This is a genomic window from Photobacterium panuliri, assembly GCF_059920555.1.
Genome location: NZ_CP197192.1, coordinates 2820421 through 2844482, shown reverse-complemented (window position 1 = coordinate 2844482; position 24062 = coordinate 2820421). Strand labels below are relative to the sequence as shown.

The window sequence follows — 24062 nt, the reverse complement described above, 5'->3', positions numbered from 1 at the left end:
AATTACAACCTTTATACCTCGGGACGGTGTGAAATTTTATTGCGTGGCGAAAACGACATCGCTTAAACAGTGCAGGCATTGTTTGGGCTTTTGATGGTTAATCTCGCTCGTAATTTCAAGTCACGAGGGTGTCTTTTGCATGGAGAGATAGCAGTGAAAATTTCATTAGCAGGTAACCCCAATAGCGGTAAAACAACCCTATTTAATGCGTTGACCGGCAAACTTGAGCGCGTGGGAAACTGGGCGGGCGTTACCATTAGCAAAAAAGAAGCTCCGCTAAAGAAGGAACTGAGTGGTTCATACGGTGAGATGACGGTCGTTGACTTGCCGGGGGCATACTCTATGTCGCCTTTCACCTTGGAAGAGACGATCACCCGAGATTACGTGAAAAGCGAAAATCCTGATGTTATTTTGAACGTTGTCGATGCGACTAACCTGAATCGAAGCCTATTTTTTACGACACAACTTTTAGAATTGGGTATTCCGGTCGTTGTCGCCTTGAATAAGAGCGACTTGAACAATAGCAAAAAACTAACCATTGATGCGCCCCAATTGAGCCAGTTACTGGGTTGTCCAGTGGTTGAGACGACAGCATCAGACGTACGTAGTGAATCTCTGTCAGCGTTGCTGGCGAAAGCGGCGGAAGTGAAAGGACAATCACAAAACGCCCCGTTTACGCAAAAGTACACTGAAATTACGGATGCCGAATCTGTTCAGGCATTTGATGCCGAGCGTTTCGCCTTCGTTAAGCAGCTAGTGGCGAAAATTGAAACTCGCCAAGTAAGCAGCGCGGAACAAACTATCCATGACAAAGTGGATACAGTACTAGCGCACAAGTGGTTTGGTTTGCCGATTTTTGCCGTCATTATGTGGGCGGTGTTCTCTATTTCGCAAACCCATGTCGGTCCGCTGTTTGCTGATACACTAGTGGGCTGGATTGACAGTTTCTACGCTATGGTACAAGGCGCAATGGGCGAGGACGTTTCGCCACTTCTCAGCGCGCTGTTGTTGGATGGCATTATCGGTGGTGTCGGTGCCGTCGTCGGCTTCCTGCCATTGATTATGGTGCTGTTTTTCCTTTTGGCACTATTGGAAGACAGCGGTTACATGGCACGTGTTGCGGTTATTATGGATCGCTTCTTCAAAAAAGTGGGCCTGTCAGGTAAATCAATCATTCCAATGATTATTGGTACTGGCTGTGCTATCCCTGGCATCATGGCGACACGTACCATTCAAAATGAAAGGCAGCGCCGTACTACGGCCATGCTGACGCCATTTATGCCGTGTGGCGCAAAACTACCTGTTATTGCTCTGTTTGCTGGCGTTTTCTTCCAAGACGCGGCGTGGGTAGGTACAAGCATGTACTTCGCCGGTATTGGCCTGATTATCCTTGGCGCGCTGCTTATCGTTCGTATTACCGGCGAAAAGAGCACACGTTCATTCTTTATTCTTGAGCTTCCTGAATACCGTGTACCAAGCCTGAAATTGGCACTGAACTCGACATTCTCTCGTGGTAAAGCGTTCGTTATCAAAGCCGGTACTATTATTTTGCTTTGTAACGCAGCGGTGCAAATTATGCAGACGTTCACATGGCAGTTTGACATCGTGGCTGAAGGCGCAGAGAGCACAAGTATCCTGGCTGGCTTGGCATCGCCGTTTGCCTTCGTACTCATTCCGCTTGGTTTTGGCGTATGGCAGTTGGCTGCCGCTGCGATTACAGGCTTTATCGCCAAAGAGAACGTGGTCGGTACATTGGCCGTGGTTTACGGTATCACTAACTTTATCGATACCGAAGAGCTGGCGTTGGTATCGGGTAGTGCGGATGTTGCAACGGTGATGGGACTATCATCTGTAGCAGCGCTGGCATACTTGGTCTTTAACCTGTTTACTCCACCATGCTTTGCCGCTATCGGTGCCATGAATGCGGAGCTGGAAAACAAGAAGTGGTTGCTTGGTGGTATTAGTCTGCAGCTGGGTATTGCTTACGTGGCGGCGTTTGCTATCTACCAAGGCGGTACTCTGGCGACAACCGGTGCGTTGGGTGACGGTTTTGTCTACGGTCTTGTTGTGTGTGTTGCCTTGATTGGTTTCCTCTTCAGCCTTCTGAGAAAAGGGGCGGTGAAAGAGCAGCAGAAACTAGGCTTGAGCCTGCAGTAAGGAGTGAATATGACGAACATACTTGTCTCGCTGTGCATCTTGATCATTCTTGCTCTAGCGATTTACAAATTGGTTGTAATGAAGAAAAAGGGTGGGGCGTGCGCAGGATGTTCGCAAAGTAGCGGATGTTCGGCGAAGAATAATGGTAAGTGTTAGCCTAAATGACGCTTATTGACTGAAACGAAACGTGAGCCCTATGGCTCACGTTTTTTTATGTCGGGTACACCAAGTGTACTAAACATGGATTTAGATTAGCGGTCTTCAGCGCGAATGATGAATGCTGGTTTATTTGCAAAGGGAATTGTTGTTTGTGTTTTTATTCCTCAAAAAGGTAAACCTATTATCCAATTATGGCGATAGCGAGACAAAATTTTATGACTTACCATCAAATCAGTTAATAAAAATAAGCAAATCAGTATTCAAAATGGAGATGTATGATGAAAGACCATGAAAAAATAATCACCATAGTTAATACACATGCAGAGGCTGAAGCTGTAATTAAAACACTGCAAAATGCAGAGTTTGATGTTTCTAAAATCTCAATTTTGGGTAAGGGCTACCACAGCGAAGAAAACGTCGCTGGCTTTTACAATACAGGCGACCGCGTAAAATCATGGGGTAAGACCGGTGCGTTGTGGGGCGGTGTTTGGGGCGCATTGATTGGTGCTGGTATGTTCTGGCTACCAGGCGTTGGTGCTTTGATGGTTGCAGGTCCAATCGTATCTAGCGTAGTAGGTGCGATTGAAGGTGCAGTCGTGACAGGTGGTTTGGGCGCTGTGGGTGGTGCTCTGGCGAGTATCGGTATTCCAAAAGACAGCATTGTGAAATACAACGCGGCGATTAAAGCTGACAAATACCTCGTGATTGTTCATGGTGATGCAGAAGCAATGGTAAAAGCCAAAGCGATTCTTGCCGATCGTGAGCTTGAACATCTCACAGTGTAATGCCGTCGTTATTCTTGCCATCAATAGTTAAATAAAACGAAAAGGGACAGGCGTCTTCTGTCTTCTCTCAACAGTGCTTGTCTCTTTTCGACCGTCTGCATTTAATTTATTTGTCTGTTCATTCTCTATAAAAAGCCGAATTATTTCGGCTTTTTTTTATATTTGGCTAATATTGGTATTTTGTGCGAAGCCCAGTCTGACAACGCTGGGCTTTTTCACATACAGAAACATTTGAGGTTTGTCTCGCAGATTGACAATGTAGCGATGAGATTGGGTTCCTGACCGAAATTAGCCAGTGTGGCGGTGGTAAAATTTTCGTTTTCCCGCGAAGTTTTGCAAAGGAGTGCACATGCAATGATGGAATCAAGTGTTTTTGAACGTACGGAGTCTTATGACCCAGAGATCAGTGCCAGATTGTATAACCTAATTATAGGGGCGGTATTGTGCTGGGGGTTCGCGGTGAATGGGTGGATGGTGTCGGCGATCCCGACGGAGAACGTGATGCAGATACCATGGTGGATGTTCTTTGTCGGTTATTTTGCCAGTTGTCTTTTTGGGGTCTACCTGTTCAGCTCGTCTGATAACCCGCTAGTGAGCTTTATTGGGTACAATTTTGTTGTGTTGCCTATTGGCCTGGTTATCAATGTTGTTGTTTCTGCCTATGATCCGGACCTAGTGCTGGAAGCCATTCAAATCACGGGGCTAGTGACGGGATGCATGATGCTGCTGGGCACCTTGTTCCCGCAGTTCTTCCAGCGTATTGCGGGGGCATTGTGCATTTCTCTGCTTACCGTGTTGCTGGTGGGGATTCTTCAGTTTTTTATTTTTGGTACCGCTCACCGGGGATGGATCGATTGGGCGGTGGCACTTATTTTTTGTGGCTATATTGGCTATGACTGGGGGCGGGCGAATCAGATCCCCAAAACATTCGATAATGCGGTGGACAGTGCCGCTGCACTGTATATGGATATTATCGGCTTGTTTTTGCGGATTCTCCGTATTCTGGGGCGTCAGGATTAGTCTTCAGTTTACAATGACAACGGCTTTCCGAAGAAAGCCGTCATGAACCTTAATTTTCCGTTTCCCGTAAATGACTTCCGTTAATCAATACGGTACTTGGCAATCAGCTCTTCATCTAGCTCCACGCCCAAACCAATGGTGTTGGGGACGTCAACATAGCCGTTGTTGAACTGGATCTGGTTTTTGACCAGTGACGTAAACAGCGGGCTTGTGCTCTGAGAGTATTCAATCAGATCGCCATGTTCACGAGAAGCGAGGAAATGTACCGTTGCTGCGATCAGGATGCCGGTTGAGAAACCGTGAGGGACTAGCTTCATGCCTGCCATATGCGCCATGTCATAGATCTTCACCATCTCGCTAATACCACCACAACGCGTCACGTCCGGTTGTACAAAGTCAGCGCCCGACTGTTCGATGAAGTTCGCAAATTCGTAACGGGTGGTCAACGTTTCACCGCCAGCCAGTTTCTGTGATGTTGATTGAGACACCTTTCGGTAGCCAGCCAAAACATCATCAGTAATTGGCTCTTCAATCCATAGGAGATTGAATTCCTCTAGCTTCTTAGCCATTTCAATAGTGTGACCGGCTGTGCGCCATGCGCTTGCGAGGTCGATGGCAATTTCAACGTCTTTGTTGATACCACGAGCGGTTTCGCACACGGTCTTAATGATTTCGTAATCAGTCTCTGCATTTTTACCCAGCGGACCGCCGCCGAACTTCAACGACGTAAAGCCCTGAGCGAGCAATTCCGTTGTGCGGGCAATGTTTTCTTCTTTGATTGCCGATGGGATAAACGTCCCGTATGCACGGATCTTGTCTCGGAATTTACCACCAAGAAGCTGCCATACCGGTACTTTGAAGAATTTGCCCGCGATGTCCCATAGCGCCATATCAATAGCAGAGATAGCGTGGATCATGGTTGAACGACGGCCTGCATAATGAGTGCCGTTGTACATCTTTGTGTATAGGCGCTCGATGTCTAATGGGTTTTCGCCAATAAGAAGACGCTCAAGACCCTGCGAAGAGCCGTGGCTCTGAGTAGCCTTAATACACGCTTGAATCATCATTGGTGAGCTATCAGATTCACCCACACCCGTGATGCCTGCATTTGTGTGAACGCGAATAAGAACACCGTCTTCACCCCATTCGCAAGCCTCGTCAAGAGCCGGAACACGCAGGTGAATAACTTCTACTTCAGTGATTTTCAATTCGTTAAATAACATGTTGTTTCTCTGATGCTAAATATATTCAGTACGGAGCCCAATCGTGGAGCTATTAGGCCCCGTTCAAAATTCGCTGCCAGTCTAGGTACTGACAGCGAATGAGCAGCGGGTTCTCATTAAGCGGCGGCTTCTTGAGCAACAGGTGCTTTCTTGAACTTGTCACCCACGGTGTAGATGCACAGCGCGATAACTACCGTGACAACACCGGCCAGTTTCTGCAGGGTGATGGTTTCACCTAGCAGGAAGTAGGCAACGATCATCGCAAACAGCGGCAGGACGTTCAGGGCCATTGTGGTGATAACTGCATCTTGGGTTTTCAGTGTAGCCAGTTCCCACAAGGCGTAGGCGAAGCCAGAACATAGCAGGCCAAGTGCCAGAATACTGCCAAGGTGTTTGCCGTTTTCAACCAGTACGGTTGCAGAGCTGAAGTCAGCGCCAGTGATCACGCCAAGAATCAGCAGTGCCACGGTGGCTGAGGCGAACTGGTAGAAGCTGCTTGAGTACAAATCGTAACGCGAGTTCAGATCTGGCCCGAACTTGCCCAGAATGTAGTTGTAGGTAACAAAGCCCAGCACCCCGCACAGTGCGAACAGATGGCCGAGGTTCAAGCCCTGAATTTTGTTCGATGGGTCGTAGGCGATAACGGCGGCACCGATCAGAGACAATACGACAGCGAAGACTTTCGGAGCGGTTGGCTTGATTTTATCGATGATAAAAACAGCAGCCATCGTCAGGAACGGAGCCATGCCGTTGATAACGCCGATCTCACCGGATGAGGTGTATTCGTACGCCAGAATGGTGAAGTAGAAGAACACCGCCTGGGCAGAGATTCCGGCAGCCATAAGAAGCACGGCGTCTTTCTTGCTTTGGATTTTTTTCAGGGTGTGTTTTTTGGAGAAAATAAACACGGCAACGAAACACAGGGTAGCGATTGCGTAGCGGGCAATCGCAAGTACCACGGGATCTAGCTTACCAGCCAGAACGCCGCCCAGAGGGAATGATGCTCCCCATAGGGCCGCACAGACGAGCGCAAGGGTCAGACCCAATGATTTATTTGGCGCTGTTTTACTCATTTTCTTAATCTCATATGAAGGGGCTGTCCTCGCCCCTTTGAAAGCAACGATGATTACTGAGGGCAAATACCGATAACGTGTTCTAGACGCTGGTCTTTCTGGTATAGGGATGCGTAGGCGTAGCCAACACCTTCAAGGTTGGTCGGGGCACCATTGGCCACAGTGAAGACCTTGTCGATAATCTTGTTCGATACGTTGTCGATGGTGTCTGTGGCATCCATGATACCGCAGGCGTTGATGTCCATGTCAGCGGTGATCAGCGAGGTGTTGCCCGATACGCGGATAACAGGAACAATCGAGTTGTTGAAGCCTGCGGCACCAGCGGTCCAGATAATTAGCTGGCAGCCCAGAGACGCAAAATGCATGGCCGCACCGCCACATAGCATGGTGGTTTCGGTCAGGTAGAAACCGGGTTTGGTCGGCTTTTCACGGTGAATATGGTTAATGCGCAGGCAGTCTTGGATAGGGCGAGTACCTGTTTTGTGCATTGCACCTTGTGATTTTTCGTCAATGGTCGTCAGGCCGCCAACGCTGTTACCGATAGACATTGTTTCCGTGCCTTCGATCACGTGCCAGCGCTTCAGATCCTCAGCGATCAGGCGCTCGATCTTCTCGCCGACTTCTGGCGTGACAGAACGGGCTTTTAGGATATCTTCGCAGCCCAGCAGTTCAAGTAGTTCACCGGCCATAGTGGTCGCGCCCATGTCGACCAGCTTGTCAGAGGCGGCACCCACTGACGGGTTCGATGCCAGACCGCTTGACGTGTCTGAACCGCCGCACTTGATACCGATCCGCAGGGCTGAGACAGGTGCATCTACACGCTCGATGCTGTTGGCGTAAGACTCCAGCTCTTTAGCCAGTGCGATACCGTCCTTAATGGTTTCGATTGTGCCTTTGTTCTTGATAACCGTTAGGGTATGAACCGGTAGGCCTTCCTTGCGAACAGGCTCCGCTATCATCTGCGGGTCGATCGAGCCACAACCCATCGCGATAACCAGTACGCCGGCAATATTCGGGTTGGTTGCGGTATGGATGATGGTATCGATCATTTCTTCGTTGCCACCATACATACAGGTGTAGTGGTTGGTCACAACGACAGAATTCTCAATCTCTTTGCTGATGTTACGCGCAATGCCCTCGCAACACTCGTCAATTGCAACAACCATGATGTTGTTGCGAATACCGAAAGTCCCGTTTGGACGCGGGTAGCCTTTGAATGTTGCGCTCATTATTGCTCGATCCCCATTTGTTTGATGATTTCTTCGATGATTGACTCAGGAATGTCTAGACGTTCGCTGCGAACGTTTTGGACATGCACAAGCTGACCAAGTGGGATTTCAACAATCGATTTACCAATAGAGTGGCCGCATTTCAGAATGTGTTCACCATTGGCGATATCGCCCAGCGCAATTTTGTTGCCGAACGTGATTTTTTGCAGTGCTTTGATCTCAGCGATCACTTCGTTGTCAGCTGAAATAATTTCAACAGCGTCGTGTTTTTCAACGTCACCCAGCAGTGTCGCTACGTTATCCGTAGGTGAAAGTTTTATTGCTTTCATTCTTATATTCTCTGTCTACCGTTAACAGTTAATTGTCTATTGTCCGACAATCGGCAGTATACAGATCTACAGATGACAAAATATGACAAATGTCACAAGTTCGTGTTATATTTTTCAATTACTTAAATCGTGCACTAAGAACGAGTCAGGGAAATGAAGATCAATAAACAGAGCTTAGAAGAGCAAGCTACTGAATTTATTAGAAATATGATCGTTTCCGGTCAGTTGGCAATGGGTGAGAAGATCGTTGAAAGTACGCTGTCAAAAGATCTTGAGCTTTCGCGCAGTACTGTCCGTATGGCATTGAACTCACTTTCACATGAGGGGCTGGTTGTGCAGAAGCCTTATGTGGGATGGCATGTTTTTACGTTGTCGGATGATGACCTGTGGGAGCTATACAACCTACGGGTGGCGATTGAATCCCAGGCGGCAGTGATGGCTGCGGAAAGGGCTACGCAAGAAGACAAGGATGAGCTTCGCCGTATCTACAACGAGTTCTGTGAATTTTGCTCCAATGAAGCGTTGGATATTGTGGAAGTATGCCACAAAGATTTCGAGCTACACCGGAAGGTGGTTGAAATCAGCAAGAGCAACAAGTTCATTAAGATCTACGAGCAGATTTCCAATCAGCTCAAGAGCTATATCAAGTTGACCCATCATGATTATGACTTGTCGCAAAGCGGTATTAGTCATACGGGTATCGTTGAAGCGATTATCGAAGGGGATGCCAACCGCGCTTGGTTGGAGTCTAAGCAAAATATCACCACGTTTACGGATCTTTGCCGCCATCAAGCAACGTCATAACATACAAAGTTTAAGTAACACTTATTTTGGGTGAGCAGCCGTAGTCAACGGTTGTGGATGTGCTGTGTATTGAGTGTGAATGATGGCGTTAAATATCCTCATGTGAGCTGATAGGAGGTATTCCTTATAAGCTGGAATGTTCGTTTCTTGGGGATATTTGCTCTGAAAGAAAAAAGGTCGGTTTTATTATTTCATCGTCATACACACAATAAAATAATAAAGCCGACCCTTTGTATTGGGTATGGAATATAGCTTATCGCATTGATAACAATAAGCTGCATATAGGCATATTATGCCTGTGGAAGCGTACCTTCACCGTTAGAAACAACTGCGTCGATTTGTACTAGGGCACCCATTTCAATCTGAGATACACCTACAACGGTACGTGCAGGAAGCTCACCGTTGAAGAATGTGGTGTACACTTCGTTGATCGCATCGATATCCGCAACATCTTTTAGGTGGATGTTGATTTTAACGATGTCGTCCATTACATGGTCAACACTTTCTACGATAGCTTTGATGTTCTTCAGGCACTGCTCAGCTTGCTCTTTTGCACCGCCAGCGATGATTGCGTTGGTGTTAACGTCAACTGGAAGTTGAGCGGCAATGTGGTTGTAGTGAGAGAAAGCCACTGTTTGAGTGTGCAGCGGGTTACGTGGTGCCGCATCAGTATTGTGGGCGCGGATCACGATGTTGTGGCGATCTTCAACTTCCTGTGGAGGTGTGCCGTCGCCGTGAGAAACTGACGCATCAATCTGAACAAGTGCGCCCATAGGCAGTGCGTCAGCAGCAATCACTGAACGTGCTGGTACGTAAGCCACTGCACGAGCAATAGATGAGTCAGGGAAGAAGGTTGAGTATGCTTCGTTAACTGCATCAAGATTTGCTAGGTCTGTTAGGTACAGGTTGACGCGCACGATATCATCGAATGGTACGTCGATGCTTTCTAGCACAGCCTTCATATTCTTAAGACATTGTGCTGTTTGCTCTTTTACACCGCCTTCTACTAGTGCGCCCGTTTTAGGGTCGACAGGTAGTTGAGCTGAAATGTTGTTGTAGTGAGAGAAAGCTACAGTTTGAGTAGATAGTGCACTTTGCGGTGCATTTTCAGTGTTGCGAGATAGCTTGATCAGTGGGCAAGGCGCTTGTGGTGCAGTACCTTCACCGTTAGAGATCAGTGCATCCATTTGTACCAATGCATCGCCCATTGGCAGTGCGTTCACCTGAACAACAGTGCGAGTTGGAAGTAGGTTATCGAAGAATGTTGCGTAAACTGCGTCTACTGCTTCCATATCTTTGATGTCTTTTAGGAATACGTTGATTTTAACAACGTCATCCATTACGTGGCCGATGCTTTCTACGATAGCTTGAATATTCGCTAGGCACTGTTTTGCTTGGTCTTTTACATCACCAACGACGATTGCACCAGTTTTAGGATCTACAGGCAATTGTGCAGAAAAGTTATTGTAATGAGAGAAAGCAACAGTTTGAGAAGACAGTGTGCTTTGAGGTGCGTTTTCAGTGTTTCTTGAAACCTTGATGATATCGCCAGGCATTTGAAATTTATCCTTGTTATAGAGTACAGAAAATACGTATGTATTTTTAGGTGATCGTATTTGTAAGAATCGTTAAAGTAGGGGCAATGGTAAGGTAAAATATTCAGGATAATTGTGATGAATCTCAAAGTATTATTTTGCTGAAATGGCTAGGCGGCGGGGATAAATAATCATTTTACGATTAATTATCCAGATTTATGCTGGTTCTGTAGTTGTGGTAACTATTTTTTTTGCGAACGATTCGTCAATTGTGAATATAATTCCAGAGAGTTTTATTACAAAAAATCCAAGTTTCATTCAATTCTGATAAATTGTTCACAATAATGCCATTCAAATTTATTCATCGACTCATTTTGTGCGCCGGATATGCCGTTATTACAGCATAAATTCTCTCAAGGCTTTTATTTGTTAAGCCTGATATTTAAGGTACTGACGTGTGCCTTTCTAATTTATTATTTTATATCAGTGAGATAGCAATCAGTGGTCACAACAAAGTAACCGGTTCTTCGTATACCCCACTGTCATTATTGAACTTTATGCATACCAAAATCACAATATATGTGATCTTTATCCCATATGTATTTCTGATCTTTTTGCGGAAAATCAAAGAACCTCTATAAATATGCTTAGTCAGCTAATGGCAAAGAAATCGAAAGGTTTTGACGCAAAGCTTCCGGCCTAAGGAAACCGGTGGACAGGAGTCCCAGAGGTTCTAGGGTAGCGGGGTTACCTGATTGGAATGAAACAGCGCAAGTAGTGGTTATCTTCCAGTAGCTGGCTTCCACAAATAATAATTAATTTGGAAGCTCAACAATGAAAAACGTATTCACACTTTCTGTAGCAGCCGCGTCGGTTGTTACGGCTATGCTACCTCAACTGGCCAATGCTCACGGCTGGGCTGATTATCCTAAAGCGCGTCAGGTTATCTGTAATGAAGATGGCGGTTACTGGGGATCGGCAGACGGTTCGACTATTCCTAACGAGGCGTGTCGTGCAGCCTTTTTGGAGTCGGGTACCTACCCATTTATTCAGACCAATGAATTTGCTTCTCTTGTACCGAACCATACAGATATGGACGCGGTAAAGAATACGGTTAAAGACGGTCTTATCTGTGCTGGTGGTGATACCAAGAAAAGTGGTATGGCAGTAGCGTCTGCGAACTGGCAGCGTACAGAGATGAAAGCAGGCGAAACCTTTACGTTCCGCTACCGTGCGACGGCCCCGCACAACCCAAGCTACTGGCAGTTTTACATGACTAAGCCAGGTTATGATGCTGCTCATGGCCGCATTACCTGGGATGACCTAGAGCTGTTTGATACGGCGGGCAACATTGCTGTTACCCAAGAGAACGACGGTAAATATTACCACATCGAGCTTACTCTTCCGGCCGATCGCGTGGGAGATGCAACGCTGGTAAGCCGTTGGCAGCGTGAGGATCCAGCAGGCGAAGGTTTCTACAACTGTAGCGATATCCGTTTCGATGGTGAAGTTCAGCCAGCAGAGTGGACCAGCAAAGGCGCTTACGTGAAGCCGGGTATCACCGCTGAACAGGGTGATTCGGTGTGGTTCCGTATCTTCTCGGCACAGGGTAATGAAATTGCTTTTGAAAAACTGGCTATCACTGCTGCAAATGAAGATGTTCACGCATGGTCTTATGATTTGGCCGAGCTGGTGAATGCCAAGTACCCGACGATTACGAAAGTGGGTATTCAGCAGGCATCGGGCGAGATTGCCTACAATGCTGCAGATTTGTATGCGAACCAAGTATTTGTGACCAATGGCGATTACAGCTATGCGCTGGATGTTCGTGATGCGGTTGTTGAGCCTGCACCTGTGATGGTTGATGGCCTGAAACCTGAGTACTCATTGGCGGGCGGTTCAGCAGCTATTGCAGCGACAGTACGTTCAGAAGGGCAGTACATTATTAATATGTCTCTGCTTGATGCCTCTGGTACCCCTGTATCTCTGGCGAGCGAGATGATTAACAACGGCTCTGCATCACTGGAAGTCGTTGCTGCCAAAGCGGGTGAGTATACCGTAGAAGTGACAGCAATGGCTAAAGGCAGCCATGAAGCGAAAGTGGTTGCAAGCCAAGCTGTAACAGTGAAAGCCGAGTCAACTGGCGGCGGTGAGTATGATTTCGAGTACCCACAGGGTGTTGGTAGCTACGTACAGGGTGAAACAGTGGTTCTAGGCCGCGACGGCAACACATACCAGTGCCGTCCGTTCCCTGAAGGCGGTTGGTGTAACATTGATTCAGCCGCTCATTATGAGCCAGGCTTTGGTTCTGCGTGGAAAGACGCTTGGATCAAGCAGTAATCACGACACACTATAGATAATGCCCAGAACCCCGCTGAATAAGCGGGGTTTTTTTATGCCTGTGTTTTGGTGCTGCAATACAAACCGATTGAGCTGTGCTCTTCTGCAATCGAAACTGCGTTGCCTGAAGTGTTGAGAGATGACTCCCACCTTATTATTACCTTCTTTGAATTGGCTCGCATGCACCCTATAACAGCCATATCTGGAGGCTCTGCATGGCAGATGAATAGTTCCTATCCTGTCGCGCGAGGGAGTCTTGCTACTTAATATAAGGAAGATAGGTTAAGCACAATGAATAAAGAAGGGATGCTTTTATCGTTAATGGCTGTGGCCGCAGTACTGGGGCCGACCGGACAGGCCAAGGCGCATGGTTGGGCCGATTACCCCAAGGCAAGGCAGGTGTTTTGTCATGAGGGTGGTGGTTACTGGGGCGGTGCTGACGGAGCGGGGATAGCCAATCGAGCCTGCAGGGAGGCATTTAAGGCTTCTGGAACGTATCAGTTCACTCAGCATAATGAGTTTGCTGCTATGGTGCGGGATTATAACAGCATGGCAGCGGTCAAACAGGCTGTGGGCGACGGCCTTATATGCTCGGGCGGTGATGAGCGTAAGCGTGGAATGAGTATTCCATCTGGGTTTTGGCAGCGGACCAAGATGCAGCCAGGGGAAACCTTTAGTTTGCGCTACCGGGCGACAGCACCGCATGTGCCGGGTTTTTGGCAGGTCTACCTGAGCAAGCCCGGCTATGATGCTGCGCGAACATCATTGCGTTGGCGTGACCTGGAACTCATCGGCACCGCTGGCAATATCAAACCCAGAAATGAAGGAGAAGGCCAGTACTTCGTATTTGATGTGACACTACCGCGGGATCGTCGTGGTGATGCGACCTTGGTGACACGCTGGCAGCGGGAAGATCCGGCGGGTGAAGGTTTTTACAATTGCAGTGATATCCGTATTGGTTCGGGGAGTGGCGGTATCGTCAGTGGGAAGCCGGTTCCCGATGGTGACCACGGTGATGATAGCGTGAGCTCGGGAGGTTTTCTCTTTACCGTTACCGGCATTCAAGATCAGTATCAGGTAGGCAAGGAAGGCCATTCGGTGATTTCGGCCATTGTGCGTGCCGATGGGAAGTTTAAGGCTGAGATGGTGATGCTCAGTGGTAATGGGCGAATTATAGCTCGTGATTCCAGTAAGTTATCGCGGGGGCAGGCGGCACTGGCATTGCTTGCCGACGAAGCGGGCAAATTTACGGTTAGGATCAAAGTGACGCCATTACAAAGTAATGGTAAACCTACGGTGGTCAGCCATTCCGTTCGGGTGATCGGCAAAGATAAACCGACTCAGGAACATGATTATACCTATCCGGATGGGATAGGCAGTTATGTGGTTGGCGAAACGGTTGTGCTAGGGCGTGACGGTAATACGTACCAGTGCCGTCCTTTTCCCGAAGGGGGGTGGTGCAACGTCAATTCGGCCACACATTATGAACCGGGATTTGGTTCGGTCTGGCAGGATGCTTGGACAAAGTTGTAACGTTATGAGTTTTATGGAAAGCGTCAGCATAAGCTGGCGTTTTTTTTTGCGTGTTTACTCACATATCAAGGTTGCCTTTAGTGACGTAATGAAAATTAATGTTTCCGTATATAAACAAAGTTATGTTGGGAAATGTTGAATTGGTGATCCACTTCATGTTCCGGTTGTTCGATTTATATGTGCAACAGAAATATTGTTCGAGATCAATTTGTTGCACACTTTTCTGGTGGTAGGTTTAGCACATCGGCAAGAAACCTATTACAGGTAGTATGCCTTTGTTGACATATCATGGTGTGCCATGACAGAAGACAGATGTTGCCTAAAGTAATAAGTTTTTGATAATTATGGAGATTTAATCATGGCTAGCGCATTCTTTATTCCTACAGTTAACTTGATGGGTGCAGGTTGTCTTACTGAGGCGGCTGATGCAATTAAAGCTCAGGGTTATAAGAAAGCCTTGATCGTAACAGACAAAATTCTAAGCCAGATTGGTATGGTTCAGCAGGTAGTTGATATGCTGGCTGAGCGCGATGTGGCTGCCGTTGTTTTTGATGGGACACAACCAAACCCAACTATCGGTAACGTGAATGCGGGTCTTGCGCTATTGAAAGAAGGCCAGTGTGACTTCGTTATTTCTCTAGGCGGCGGTTCACCACACGACTGTGCGAAGGGTATTGCACTGGTTGCTTCAAATGGCGGTGAGATCGCTGACTACGAAGGCGTTGACCGTTCTGCAAAACCACAGCTTCCGCTAATCGCCATTAACACGACAGCGGGTACGGCGTCTGAGATGACTCGCTTCTGTATCATCACTGACGAAGAGCGTCACATCAAGATGGCTATTGTAGACAAGCACACTACGCCATTGATGTCGGTTAACGATCCTGAGTTGATGCTAGCTAAGCCGGCTTCGCTAACAGCGGCGACAGGTATGGATGCCCTGACCCACGCTATCGAAGCGTATGTTTCTATCGCGGCAACACCAATTACTGATGCAGTAGCAATCAAAGCTATCGAGCTGATTCAGCAGCACTTGCGTACGGCAGTGAATGAAGGCCAGAACATCGAGGCTCGTGAGCAGATGGCTTACGCTCAGTTCATGGCGGGTATGGCATTTAACAATGCGTCTTTGGGTTATGTTCATGCGATGGCACACCAGCTAGGTGGCTTCTACGACCTACCTCACGGTGTTTGCAACGCAGTATTGCTACCTCACGTTCAGCGTTACAATGCACAGGTTTGCCCTGAGCGCCTAAAAGACGTTGCCAAGGCAATGGGCGTTAACGTTGAAGGCATGACTGCAGAGCAAGGTGCAGAAGCTGCACTTGAAGCGATTCAGGCACTATCAAAAGATGTGGGTATCCCTGCAGGTCTGAGCGAGCTTGGCGCGAAAGCGGAAGATATCCCAGTATTGGCTGATAACGCACTGAAAGATGCTTGTGGCTTTACTAACCCTAAGCAGGCTACTCACGAAGAAATTTCAGCTATCTTTGCAGCGGCGCTATAACATAGTAGCCATCGCAGAATAAAAATGAAAAGCGGCCACTTTGTTGGCCGCTTTTTCGTTTTTACTCCTCAGCTATTCGGTAAGACGGTGCGGTAGGGGTATAGATTTTCAGTCCATTCTTGCCTTGTTGTTTTACTTCGTACATAGCGAAATCGGCCAATTGAAGTAGCGTTGATATCGTCTTGGCATCCTTGGGGTACTCGCTACAACCGATACTGGCTGAGATTTGGCGTGGTTGATCGGCATAGATAGCCGGTTCTGCAAGCAGAGATAAAATTTGCTGGTCTATAGGCTGGCGCACTTCCGCAGACAGTTTCTCGATAACGGCAAATTCATCACCTCCCAGTCTTGCCACTTCACAGCCTTGAGGAATGAGTTTTTTCAGGCGTTTGGCGATGGTAATCAAGAGATCATCACCCGCTTGGTGGCCAAGGGTATCGTTGATGTTTTTGAATTCATCAAGATCAATCAGGTAAAAGCGAAAAGCATGATTGGCCTTGGCCAATTCATCTAATTTCTGGTTTAGCCAAAAACGATTGTGAATTTGGGTCAGGCCATCGTACATCGCAAGGCGATGGAGATTGCGCGACTCTCGTAGCAAGGTAATAAACAGGGTGGCGCCAAGCAGAAGGGCAATGATCAGCATATAGTTGATCAGGTACTTCATGGTTGTCGTTGCTTTGATTGCAGCGGCAAGATCACTGTTGGTTAGGCGGAATTTATGGTGCAGAAATAGGGTCAGTTCATCGTAGTTATTTCGGCTGAATGACAGCAACGGCGTAATTTGTTTGCCGTTTGGACGCTGCATCAGTTGTGATTCCATTCCTTTTAAGTTTTCAAATTGAAGGCTTATTTCCTGTATTACCCCACTATGATGATTGAGGTGCACAATCATTGAATTGTTCAGGATTGTCTTAAACCGGCTCCAGAGGATTTCGTACTGGAGCATAACGTCATTGTGATCGCTGCTTCCTGCTTGGTAGCTCTTTAGTTGGTAATTGAACTCGGCAAACTCTTTGGTGAGTTGCATGACATACCAAGCGGTTTCGTTTTGGCTTTGGTTGATGATATCTGAATTGCGTTTCAGGGCGCCAACAGCAACCAGAATACTAAGGATCAAAAGGGGGATAAGGAAGATTAAACACAATCGGATTGTTTTATTTTTTTTGGTCATCACTACGCTACGTCAACGGTGCTCAATGGGCTTCAATGGTTGTTAACTGCCAGATCATTTTTGCTAGGTGGTGGTGTTCGGCGACTTCAGGGTGGTCGTGTATCGACATCACTAGCCAGTATGGGCCGTAGTCTCTGACCTTCATGTAGTGACCATCCTGCGTGATGGCCAGTAGGGGATCATATTTGTCTATGTAATGACGAGACAAAGTGACGGAATAGTCATTGAGGGCTGATAGGGTGAACCGCTGGCCAGAGAGGTGGAAATGATCCAGTAACGTTTGCAAGCGTACTCCTTTGAAGGTGCTTGGCTGGGGGATCCACGGTAGGGGCGTTGTGATTTTGTTCTGTGGCAGCTGTTCGAGTTCGTTGCGGCTTAGTTCGAACTTGATGTGTTCTCCCGTAGAGGATACCCCTTGCAGGATAAGAGGGGGTGGAAAGCTGTCTGCCATCACATCTGCGGGTAACCACAATAGGTTGAAAAATAAGGGTAATGTGATTAGCACAGTCCTGATTCTATCTCGAACTGCCTGATGAAAATACGCCATGCTCATAACTACCTTCAGGGAATATCATTAATAGTGTAGATGATAAATAGCACAATATGGCTAAACGAAGACAAAATTAGTCATTTAAATATATGTTTATGATTTCTTTTAATTCATGGGGTTATGGCGTGTATATGTCAGCAACCGTGATTTTCTTGTCATTATAGTGTTGTCGTAGGCCAGCATCAGTTGGCAGGGGGAGGCGCTATTATGAATAAATTACGTAATGTATTTTTTGAATATGTACAGATAGTTGGATAGGAGATCTCATATTAAGTGCATGTTAGTGCGTATCTATGAATAGTATATAAATCAGGCTCTATCGCATTAATAGATGCCAGTCATCCGTTAAATATTCTTCACAGAAGAAGAACAACAGTGTGCGCTCGATGCCAAAGAATGCTTTTGGAGTATCATCGAACGCAATGGGTGTAACAAAATGTTTCTGCGTGATTGATGGCAGACGATCTTTTCTCAATACTCCGCATCCCGTTTGATATAACACTAAAAACAATGAAAAGACGTGATTTTATTCGTTGCCTGACGATTGGTTCTAGTGCTGGGATGGTATCCAGTGCTTTGGCTGGTCAAGCAGACAAAACGCTTGAGAATAGTTTAGTTTCAGCTGACGCAATGCCGGTATACGGCAGTTTCACTCACGGTGTCGCGAGTGGTGACCCACTTGCCGATCGTGTGATTTTGTGGACTCGTTTCGTGCCTGATGCCTCATTGGCATTGGATTCGGTAACTCTGCGTTGGGAAGTGTCCACCCGCAAGGATTTTGCTCGTATCGTTGCGGCTGGCGAGGCGCAGGCAAGCAAAGACAATGACTATATTGTCAAAGTTGATGCCGATGGCCTGAAAGCCGACAAACAGTATTACTACCGCTTTGCCGTCGGTGTGATTGTATCGGCAGCCGGTATTACTCGCACATTGCCTGAGCGTAATGTTGAACAGGTTCGCTTTGCGATTGCGACTTGTGCTAACCATCCGGCGGGGTATTTCAACGTCTACCGCGAAATTATCCGCCAGCACGATCGCAAGCCGTTTGATGCATTGCTGCATATCGGTGATTACATCTACGAGTATGGCATGGGTGAGTATGCATCGGATCATGCCATTGAGCTTGACCGTGTGCCTTCTCCGGCCCACGAGTGCATTACGCTGGCTGATTACCGCAAGCGTTATGCTCAGTACCGTTCAGATGCAGATTTGCAGGCTCTGCATGCCAGCATGCCGTTTATCCATATTTGGGATGACCATGAAATTGCTGACAATACATGGAAAGATGGTGCATTCAACCATCAGCCGCAAGACGGCGATTTCCATGCCCGTCGCAAGGCTGCTGTGCAGGCATTTCACGAGTGGCTGCCAATTCGTGACAACATGGTCGCGGATGGCGAGATTTACCGTAGCTTCGTGTACGGCGATCTTGTCCACCTGCTGATGCTGGATACCCGCGTGACAGGCCGTACCGAACAACTGGATTACGGCAATTACAGTGTCAGCGATCCGCAGGCTGCTTACGATCAACTGCAAAAAGACCTTTATGCGCCGGAACATCAACTGCTTGGCAAAAAGCAGAAGCAGTGGATTGCCAGTGAGCTGCAAAACCACCATACCCGCTGGACGGCATTGGGTCAGCAGGTACTGATGACCAAAATGGAAGTGCCGTTTAACCTGTTGCTGGCGATTATGGGAGCCAAAGAGGCTCACCGTACCCGTAGCGCATATGACGGCAACCTGATCATGGAGGCTGCCCGTAATCCGAGTTTCCTCAAGTCGCCGTACAACCTTGATGCATGGGACGGTTATCCGCGTGACCGTGACTGGGTGTACCGCCAGATGGAGAAATACGGCAAGTCATTTGTAAGCTTTGCCGGTGATACTCACAATGCATGGGCAGGCGAGCTGGTCAATAAGTATGACAATACTTGTGGTATCGAATTTGCGGCCTCGTCAGTTGGTTCTCCGGGTATCGAGCACTATCTGCCATTGCCTCCGGTACTGATGCGCGAGCTGCAAAAGTTGTTCCCTGAGTTGGTCAAAGATCTGAAGTGGGCCAATATTGTTGATCGTGGCTTCATGGCGGTGACATTCACCCATGATGAGATCGACTGTGATTGGATTTTCGTTGATCGGATTTTGTCGCGTGATTACAAGGTGCTGCCGATTACCCGAGCGACGAGCGAAGATGCCCTAGAGCTGGATATCGAAGAAGCGGATGGTCCTGATTGGGACGACATCTTCGATTTCGATGATAGCTGGGATGATTGATTATTGAGATAAAACGGTTGGCTTTACGCCAACCGTTTTTTTTATAGCAACGGGCTGAACATGTAGAAAAATTGTTCGAACAGCTTATTGGTAATATGCCGTTGCTGCCATGTTTTGGGATCGACTTGGCTGGAGTTTTTGATGTATTCCTGTTGTAGCCAGCTTAACTGGCGGGTGAATTCTTCGTTGTCGACCGCCAGAGTAACCTCGAAGTTTAGCCATAAGCTGCGCATATCCAAGTTCACGGTGCCAATCAGGCAGTGGGTTTTGTCGATGACAACGGACTTGGTATGGAGCAGACCGCCATGGAAGCGGTGTATTTTTACGCCAGCAGTCAATAGCTCGGTAAAGAAAGATCGGCTGGCCCATTCAACCATCAGCGAGTCGTTCTTGTCCGGGATGATAATATCGACCGACACGCCACGCTGGGCCGCCCCTTTCATCGCATGAAGCAGGTTTTCACTCGGGATGAAGTAAGGGGTGGTGATCACCACGCTATCTTTGGCTTGGTAGATGCTCAGTAGCAGTACCTGATGGATGATTTCATCGGGCATTCCGGGGCCAGAAGGGATGACCTGAACCATGTCGATGCTATCATCTTCGGTGTTTGGCAAACGGCATTCGGGTAAGCTTGGTAAAAAGCGCTGGCCTGTTTCGACCTCCCAATCCCATGACTGGATGCCGTGCAAGACGGAGACGGTAGGGCCGGTAACCCGAACCATGACGTCAATCCACTGGCCGACGCCCGCATCGGTTTTGAAAAAGGCCGGGTCAACCAGGTTCATTGAGCCGGTATAGGCAATGCGTTCGTCAATCACCACGATCTTACGGTGCAGGCGTAGATCCATACGGCGCAGGAATAAGCGAAGCGGGGAGACGGCCAATGCTTCGATGAGCTCGATACCCGCATGGCGCATCATTTTTGGCCAGTGTGAGCGGAAGAAACGCATGCTGCCTGCCGCATCAAGCAACACTCGGACTTTTACGCCTCGTTTGGCCGCCAATATCAATGCTGAAGCGACTTCGTCGGCCATTCCGCCTGGATGCCAGATATAGAACTCCATATGTATCATATGCTCTGCACTGTTGATGTCTTCAACGAGCGATCGCAGGATCGTATGCGGAGCGTCTTGCAGGGACAGGGTGTTGCCGCTTAGGGCCGGGATCCTCAGCCGGTTTTCGCACAGGTCGTTCAGTGGGCGAGAGTGGTCGTTCAATAATTCAGGTTGGTGAACTGGGCAGTCGTTGAGGCGTTGGAACCAGTCCTCGAAGGGCTGGAACATATCTCGGGCACGTTCAGCTCGTTTTTTTCCAAGGTTGAGCTCGCCGAACATAAAGTAGGCGATAACGCCACCAACCGGGATGATGTAGATTATCATCAGCCATGCAAGCGATACCCCGACGACCCGCCGTTTGAAGACAACCCGTACGGTGACAACTGCAATTGTCAGCCAGTAAAGAAAGACGCTTGCCCAAGCAAGGATCTGGTAAAACTGTTCCATTTTGCTCAATAAGTTAACCGTAATTGTGTTCTATTTTGCATTGAAATAGTGGGAATACCAGTGAAATTTCAGAAACTAAAATACAGTCATTTCATTGGGATGTGCTAATACCCATATTCACATTTGTGATAAAAATCGTTCGCAATGGATTGTTTTGTGCGCCTTGTGGTTTGTTTTTGCGCAAAATTAGGCCGATACGTCAAAAGCATACTGTTGCTTTCACTCTCTCCACCACAAGCGAGTTTGCTTGCCAATATAGTTGTTGTGAATAAATAAAGTACTTTTGTACTACTATTTTTACAGTCGCACGTTACAGGGAACGTCAGACACCCTATCAATCAAAACATAATAAAGAGTAGTCGTATGGCAAGTGCATCTAGGGCGCAGTTTAGTTCGAGGATGGGTTTTATCTTAGCCGCAGCAGGTTCTGCGGTTGGATTGGGAAATATTTGGGGGTTTCCGACTCAAGCTGCGAGTAACGGCGGCGGCGCATTTTTGTTGGTATATATCCTTATGGTCGTTGTTCTTGCCTACCCATTACTGGTGGCAGAGCTGACTATTGGCCGCTATGGACAGGCGAATCCTATCCGGTCTTTACAGGCCATACTGCCGGATGCAGCTAAGAATATAGGCTCTGTGCTGGCAATGGTCGGCCTGATTGCGGCGTCATGTATTCTTAGTTTCTACGCCATATTGGCGGGATGGCTGGTGGGTTTTTTCGTCAGCCCGCTGTTGGTCATGCTGGGAATGGATAATGTCGCAGTGTGGTTGGAGACATTTTCGGTAGGACGCAATTTGCTGCTGATGGCCGCGTTTATGCTAGCAACGATTTACGTGGTGAAAAATGGGGTGGCAGAGGGTATTGAACGGTGGTCAAGTCGGTTGATGCCAGTGTTGGTGCTACTGTTTGTGATCTTGATTGGTTACATCTTTACCCAAGAAGGGGCGAGTGATGGCCTGCATTTGTTTTTGGTGCCTGATTTTAGCCAAATAGACGCATCGTTAATTCATAGCGCCATGGGGCAAGCCTTCTTTTCGCTTTCGCTCGGGGTCTGCACCATGATGGTCTACGGCTCTTATTTGAAAAAAGAGGCAAATTTACCGAAAACGGCGGCTCAGGTGGCGATGATCGATACAGGGATTGCCATTGTCGCAGGGTTGTTGGTATTGCCTGCAATGTTTGTGGCCCAAAAGAACGGGGTGGAAATTTATAACGAATCTGGCCAATTGGCCAGTTCAGGTACCTTGGTGTTTGACGTGCTGCCAGCAACATTTGAGACGATGGGAAATGCGGGGTATGTGGTTTCGGTTATATTTTTTGCCCTGATGGTGATAGCGGCGCTTACCTCCTCGATTTCATTGCTTGAGGTACCTGTCGCGGCGGCAGTCGAGGAGCTGGGGCAAACCCGGAAAGTGGCCTCGTGGATTATCGGTTTGGCGATCAGCGTGCTGTCGGTTCTGATTATTTTCAATTTCGGTAGTTTGTTTGACTTGATCGTAGTGGCCGCGACCGAGTATGCCCAGCCGATACTGGGTTTAGTTTTTGCCTTGCTAGTCGGTTGGGTCTGGCATCGCGACAAGGTATTGGCTGAGTTGCGAGAAGGCAATCCGCACATTGCACAAGGCTTGTTTTGGCGAGTATGGCCTGCCTATGTGCGAATTGTCTGCCCGCTGCTGATGCTTTACGTCTTCTTTGCCAAATAAGGTCGGTCAATGCATTCGGGTACTGCTTGGGTATATAATTAGCCGACTTTATTATTTGACGGTACCGTTATGTTCACCTTGCTACACCAGCACTCTGATTTTCTTATCATTAATAAACATCCTGGCATCAGTGTCCACAAAGATGACAATGATCAGCCGCTACTGGCGGCAGTGGCGGCCCAGACTGGGGATGAGAAACTGTACCTTATTCATCGTCTTGATAAGATGACATCAGGAATTTTGCTGCTGGGACGTAACCGCGAGGCGGCTTCTGCGTTATCGACCAATTTTGCCAAGCGAGAGGTTGAAAAATATTATCTTGCGATAGGTACCAAGAAGCCAAAGAAAAAGCAGGGTGTGGTAATTGGTGATATGGTGCGCTCGCGCCGCAGTAGCTGGAAGCTGGAAAACAGTCGTGAAAACCCTGCTATTACCCAGTTTTTCTCTACCGCGGCTGGCGAGGGAAGACGCTTATTTCTGTGTAAGCCGCATACGGGTAAAACCCATCAGATCAGAGTAGCGTTGCGAAGTGTTGGGTCGGGTATTGCAGGGGATGATATCTACGGCTGCGAAGCCTCGGATCGTGGATACCTTCACGCATATGCGTTGCGCTTCCCCTATCAAGGGCAATGGCTAACTTTTGTCTGCCCGCCGGATAACGGCAGCTTGTGGCAGCGGGAGGAAACCCAGTTGGCATTGGCGGAATGGGCTGAGCCGTGGGGATTGAGCTGGCCATCGTTGGCAAAGAGCAAAAAATAAGAAAATGGCTATTAGTATTTGTTTTCAACAGGAACGGTATTAATTATTAGGTTTTCTTTTCGAGTGCCTGAAAATTAGCCACTGTAGATATCATCTTATAGCAACTTCACTTATAATATCGGTCTAGGATAACCCCTAGACCGAGGAACAAAATGCGCCTTACCCGCTCTGTGTCGCTGAGAATGCGACTAAAAAAGAAGAAATCCAAATCACGATTTTGGGGGCTGGCGTCATTCCGTCGACAACGTAAACTGTTCAAACAGCAACGCCTCCGTCGCCAGCACGGATTCCACCTTCAGGCTGAATACGTCCATCTGGCCAGCCATCGCCTTCCAGAACAAGAAAATCTAAAACTCGTGGCCTAGCCATATCGGATGATAAATTTGTTATCATTATCAGCGTAGA

Annotated in this window: 20 protein-coding genes and 1 riboswitch; of the genes, 12 read left to right on the top strand and 8 right to left on the bottom strand. The window is 47.8% G+C overall.

Annotated features, from left to right (window positions below; genetic code table 11):
- The first annotated feature begins 153 nt into the window (after positions 1-153).
- The 4 genes from feoB to ACSF8X_RS12930 all read left to right on the top strand — a co-directional run bounded on the left by feoB (position 154) and on the right by ACSF8X_RS12930 (position 4121).
- Positions 154-2157, top strand: coding sequence for a ferrous iron transport protein B (gene feoB, locus ACSF8X_RS12945; RefSeq protein ID WP_500850167.1), 2004 nt, complete (start codon positions 154-156; stop codon positions 2155-2157).
- Positions 2158-2166: 9 nt separating this feature from the next.
- Positions 2167-2313, top strand: coding sequence for a FeoB-associated Cys-rich membrane protein (locus tag ACSF8X_RS12940; protein WP_084722136.1), 147 nt, complete (start codon positions 2167-2169; stop codon positions 2311-2313).
- Between the two features lie 278 nt (positions 2314-2591).
- A complete protein-coding gene (locus ACSF8X_RS12935; protein WP_240478237.1) occupies positions 2592-3101 on the top strand; it encodes a general stress protein in 510 nt (169 codons plus the stop codon).
- A gap of 354 nt (positions 3102-3455) precedes the next feature.
- A complete protein-coding gene (locus tag ACSF8X_RS12930) occupies positions 3456-4121 on the top strand; it encodes a Bax inhibitor-1 family protein (protein ID WP_500850166.1) in 666 nt (221 codons plus the stop codon).
- Between the two features lie 80 nt (positions 4122-4201).
- Here ACSF8X_RS12930 and ACSF8X_RS12925 read toward each other — a convergent pair whose 3' ends face one another.
- The 4 genes from ACSF8X_RS12925 to ACSF8X_RS12910 form a co-directional block, all read right to left on the bottom strand.
- Positions 4202-5344, bottom strand: a complete 1143-nt coding sequence (locus tag ACSF8X_RS12925) for a mandelate racemase/muconate lactonizing enzyme family protein (RefSeq protein ID WP_047877246.1) — start codon at positions 5342-5344, stop codon at positions 4202-4204.
- Positions 5345-5460: 116 nt separating this feature from the next.
- Complete coding sequence (locus ACSF8X_RS12920) at positions 5461-6417, bottom strand: DMT family transporter (protein ID WP_047877245.1); 957 nt, start codon at positions 6415-6417, stop codon at positions 5461-5463.
- A gap of 53 nt (positions 6418-6470) precedes the next feature.
- The gene (locus ACSF8X_RS12915; protein ID WP_047877244.1) at positions 6471-7646 is read right to left on the bottom strand and encodes a UxaA family hydrolase; all 1176 of its coding nucleotides are present in this window, start codon (positions 7644-7646) and stop codon (positions 6471-6473) included.
- Positions 7646-7975, bottom strand: coding sequence for a UxaA family hydrolase (locus ACSF8X_RS12910; protein WP_047877243.1), 330 nt, complete (start codon positions 7973-7975; stop codon positions 7646-7648). Before ACSF8X_RS12910 ends, ACSF8X_RS12915 begins: the two co-directional genes overlap by 1 nt.
- 153 nt (positions 7976-8128) lie before the next feature.
- Between ACSF8X_RS12910 and ACSF8X_RS12905 the strand changes: the two genes are divergently transcribed.
- Complete coding sequence (locus tag ACSF8X_RS12905; protein WP_047877242.1) at positions 8129-8779, top strand: GntR family transcriptional regulator; 651 nt, start codon at positions 8129-8131, stop codon at positions 8777-8779.
- A gap of 290 nt (positions 8780-9069) precedes the next feature.
- On the opposite strand, the gene ACSF8X_RS12900 is transcribed toward ACSF8X_RS12905, so the two are convergent.
- A complete protein-coding gene (locus ACSF8X_RS12900; RefSeq protein WP_500850165.1) occupies positions 9070-10335 on the bottom strand; it encodes a RidA family protein in 1266 nt (421 codons plus the stop codon).
- Positions 10336-10964: 629 nt separating this feature from the next.
- Positions 10965-11069, top strand: a riboswitch (cyclic di-GMP riboswitch).
- A gap of 79 nt (positions 11070-11148) precedes the next feature.
- Here ACSF8X_RS12900 and ACSF8X_RS12895 point away from each other — a divergent pair.
- The 3 genes from ACSF8X_RS12895 (at position 11149) to yiaY (ending at position 15694) form a co-directional block, all read left to right on the top strand.
- Positions 11149-12654, top strand: a complete 1506-nt coding sequence (locus ACSF8X_RS12895) for a lytic polysaccharide monooxygenase (protein WP_500850164.1) — start codon at positions 11149-11151, stop codon at positions 12652-12654.
- A gap of 291 nt (positions 12655-12945) precedes the next feature.
- Positions 12946-14187, top strand: coding sequence for a lytic polysaccharide monooxygenase auxiliary activity family 9 protein (locus ACSF8X_RS12890; RefSeq protein WP_500850163.1), 1242 nt, complete (start codon positions 12946-12948; stop codon positions 14185-14187).
- Positions 14188-14545: 358 nt separating this feature from the next.
- On the top strand, positions 14546-15694 hold the full coding sequence (gene yiaY / locus ACSF8X_RS12885) for an L-threonine dehydrogenase (RefSeq protein WP_047877240.1): 1149 nt from the start codon (positions 14546-14548) through the stop codon (positions 15692-15694).
- A 61-nt stretch (positions 15695-15755) separates the two neighbouring features.
- On the opposite strand, the gene ACSF8X_RS12880 is transcribed toward yiaY, so the two are convergent.
- Positions 15756-16868, bottom strand: a complete 1113-nt coding sequence (locus ACSF8X_RS12880) for a diguanylate cyclase domain-containing protein (protein WP_500850162.1) — start codon at positions 16866-16868, stop codon at positions 15756-15758.
- Positions 16869-16890: 22 nt separating this feature from the next.
- Positions 16891-17319 (bottom strand): putative pterin-binding protein, encoded by a 429-nt coding sequence (locus tag ACSF8X_RS12875; protein WP_500850161.1) that lies wholly within the window; start codon positions 17317-17319, stop codon positions 16891-16893.
- 609 nt (positions 17320-17928) lie between these two features.
- Between ACSF8X_RS12875 and ACSF8X_RS12870 the strand changes: the two genes are divergently transcribed.
- The gene (locus tag ACSF8X_RS12870) at positions 17929-19692 is read left to right on the top strand and encodes an alkaline phosphatase D family protein (protein ID WP_500850160.1); all 1764 of its coding nucleotides are present in this window, start codon (positions 17929-17931) and stop codon (positions 19690-19692) included.
- A 41-nt stretch (positions 19693-19733) separates the two neighbouring features.
- On the opposite strand, the gene cls is transcribed toward ACSF8X_RS12870, so the two are convergent.
- Positions 19734-21194 (bottom strand): cardiolipin synthase, encoded by a 1461-nt coding sequence (cls, locus tag ACSF8X_RS12865; RefSeq protein WP_500850159.1) that lies wholly within the window; start codon positions 21192-21194, stop codon positions 19734-19736.
- Between the two features lie 363 nt (positions 21195-21557).
- On the opposite strand from cls, the gene ACSF8X_RS12860 reads away from it, so the two are divergent.
- The 3 genes from ACSF8X_RS12860 to ACSF8X_RS12850 all read left to right on the top strand — a co-directional run bounded on the left by ACSF8X_RS12860 (position 21558) and on the right by ACSF8X_RS12850 (position 24022).
- Complete coding sequence (locus ACSF8X_RS12860) at positions 21558-22898, top strand: sodium-dependent transporter (RefSeq protein WP_047877236.1); 1341 nt, start codon at positions 21558-21560, stop codon at positions 22896-22898.
- Between the two features lie 69 nt (positions 22899-22967).
- Positions 22968-23657 (top strand): TIGR01621 family pseudouridine synthase, encoded by a 690-nt coding sequence (locus ACSF8X_RS12855; RefSeq protein WP_500850158.1) that lies wholly within the window; start codon positions 22968-22970, stop codon positions 23655-23657.
- 152 nt (positions 23658-23809) lie between these two features.
- Positions 23810-24022, top strand: coding sequence for a hypothetical protein (locus tag ACSF8X_RS12850; protein ID WP_084722135.1), 213 nt, complete (start codon positions 23810-23812; stop codon positions 24020-24022).
- Positions 24023-24062: the final 40 nt, after the last annotated feature.

Bases quoted from the DNA above. Each gene is read 5' to 3' on its own strand.
- ACSF8X_RS12940 (WP_084722136.1), top strand. From the start codon at position 2,167: ATGACGAACATACTTGTCTCGCTGTGCATCTTGATCATTCTTGCTCTA.
- ACSF8X_RS12935 (WP_240478237.1), top strand. From the start codon at position 2,592: ATGATGAAAGACCATGAAAAAATAATCACCATAGTTAATACACATGCA.
- ACSF8X_RS12930 (WP_500850166.1), top strand. From the start codon at position 3,456: ATGATGGAATCAAGTGTTTTTGAACGTACGGAGTCTTATGACCCAGAG.
- ACSF8X_RS12925 (WP_047877246.1), bottom strand. From the start codon at position 5,344: ATGTTATTTAACGAATTGAAAATCACTGAAGTAGAAGTTATTCACCTG.
- ACSF8X_RS12920 (WP_047877245.1), bottom strand. From the start codon at position 6,417: ATGAGTAAAACAGCGCCAAATAAATCATTGGGTCTGACCCTTGCGCTC.
- ACSF8X_RS12915 (WP_047877244.1), bottom strand. From the start codon at position 7,646: ATGAGCGCAACATTCAAAGGCTACCCGCGTCCAAACGGGACTTTCGGT.
- ACSF8X_RS12910 (WP_047877243.1), bottom strand. From the start codon at position 7,975: ATGAAAGCAATAAAACTTTCACCTACGGATAACGTAGCGACACTGCTG.
- ACSF8X_RS12905 (WP_047877242.1), top strand. From the start codon at position 8,129: ATGAAGATCAATAAACAGAGCTTAGAAGAGCAAGCTACTGAATTTATT.
- ACSF8X_RS12900 (WP_500850165.1), bottom strand. From the start codon at position 10,335: ATGCCTGGCGATATCATCAAGGTTTCAAGAAACACTGAAAACGCACCT.
- ACSF8X_RS12895 (WP_500850164.1), top strand. From the start codon at position 11,149: ATGAAAAACGTATTCACACTTTCTGTAGCAGCCGCGTCGGTTGTTACG.
- ACSF8X_RS12890 (WP_500850163.1), top strand. From the start codon at position 12,946: ATGAATAAAGAAGGGATGCTTTTATCGTTAATGGCTGTGGCCGCAGTA.
- yiaY (WP_047877240.1), top strand. From the start codon at position 14,546: ATGGCTAGCGCATTCTTTATTCCTACAGTTAACTTGATGGGTGCAGGT.
- ACSF8X_RS12880 (WP_500850162.1), bottom strand. From the start codon at position 16,868: ATGACCAAAAAAAATAAAACAATCCGATTGTGTTTAATCTTCCTTATC.
- ACSF8X_RS12875 (WP_500850161.1), bottom strand. From the start codon at position 17,319: ATGGCAGACAGCTTTCCACCCCCTCTTATCCTGCAAGGGGTATCCTCT.
- ACSF8X_RS12870 (WP_500850160.1), top strand. From the start codon at position 17,929: ATGAAAAGACGTGATTTTATTCGTTGCCTGACGATTGGTTCTAGTGCT.
- cls (WP_500850159.1), bottom strand. From the start codon at position 21,194: ATGGAACAGTTTTACCAGATCCTTGCTTGGGCAAGCGTCTTTCTTTAC.
- ACSF8X_RS12860 (WP_047877236.1), top strand. From the start codon at position 21,558: ATGGCAAGTGCATCTAGGGCGCAGTTTAGTTCGAGGATGGGTTTTATC.
- ACSF8X_RS12855 (WP_500850158.1), top strand. From the start codon at position 22,968: ATGTTCACCTTGCTACACCAGCACTCTGATTTTCTTATCATTAATAAA.
- ACSF8X_RS12850 (WP_084722135.1), top strand. From the start codon at position 23,810: ATGCGCCTTACCCGCTCTGTGTCGCTGAGAATGCGACTAAAAAAGAAG.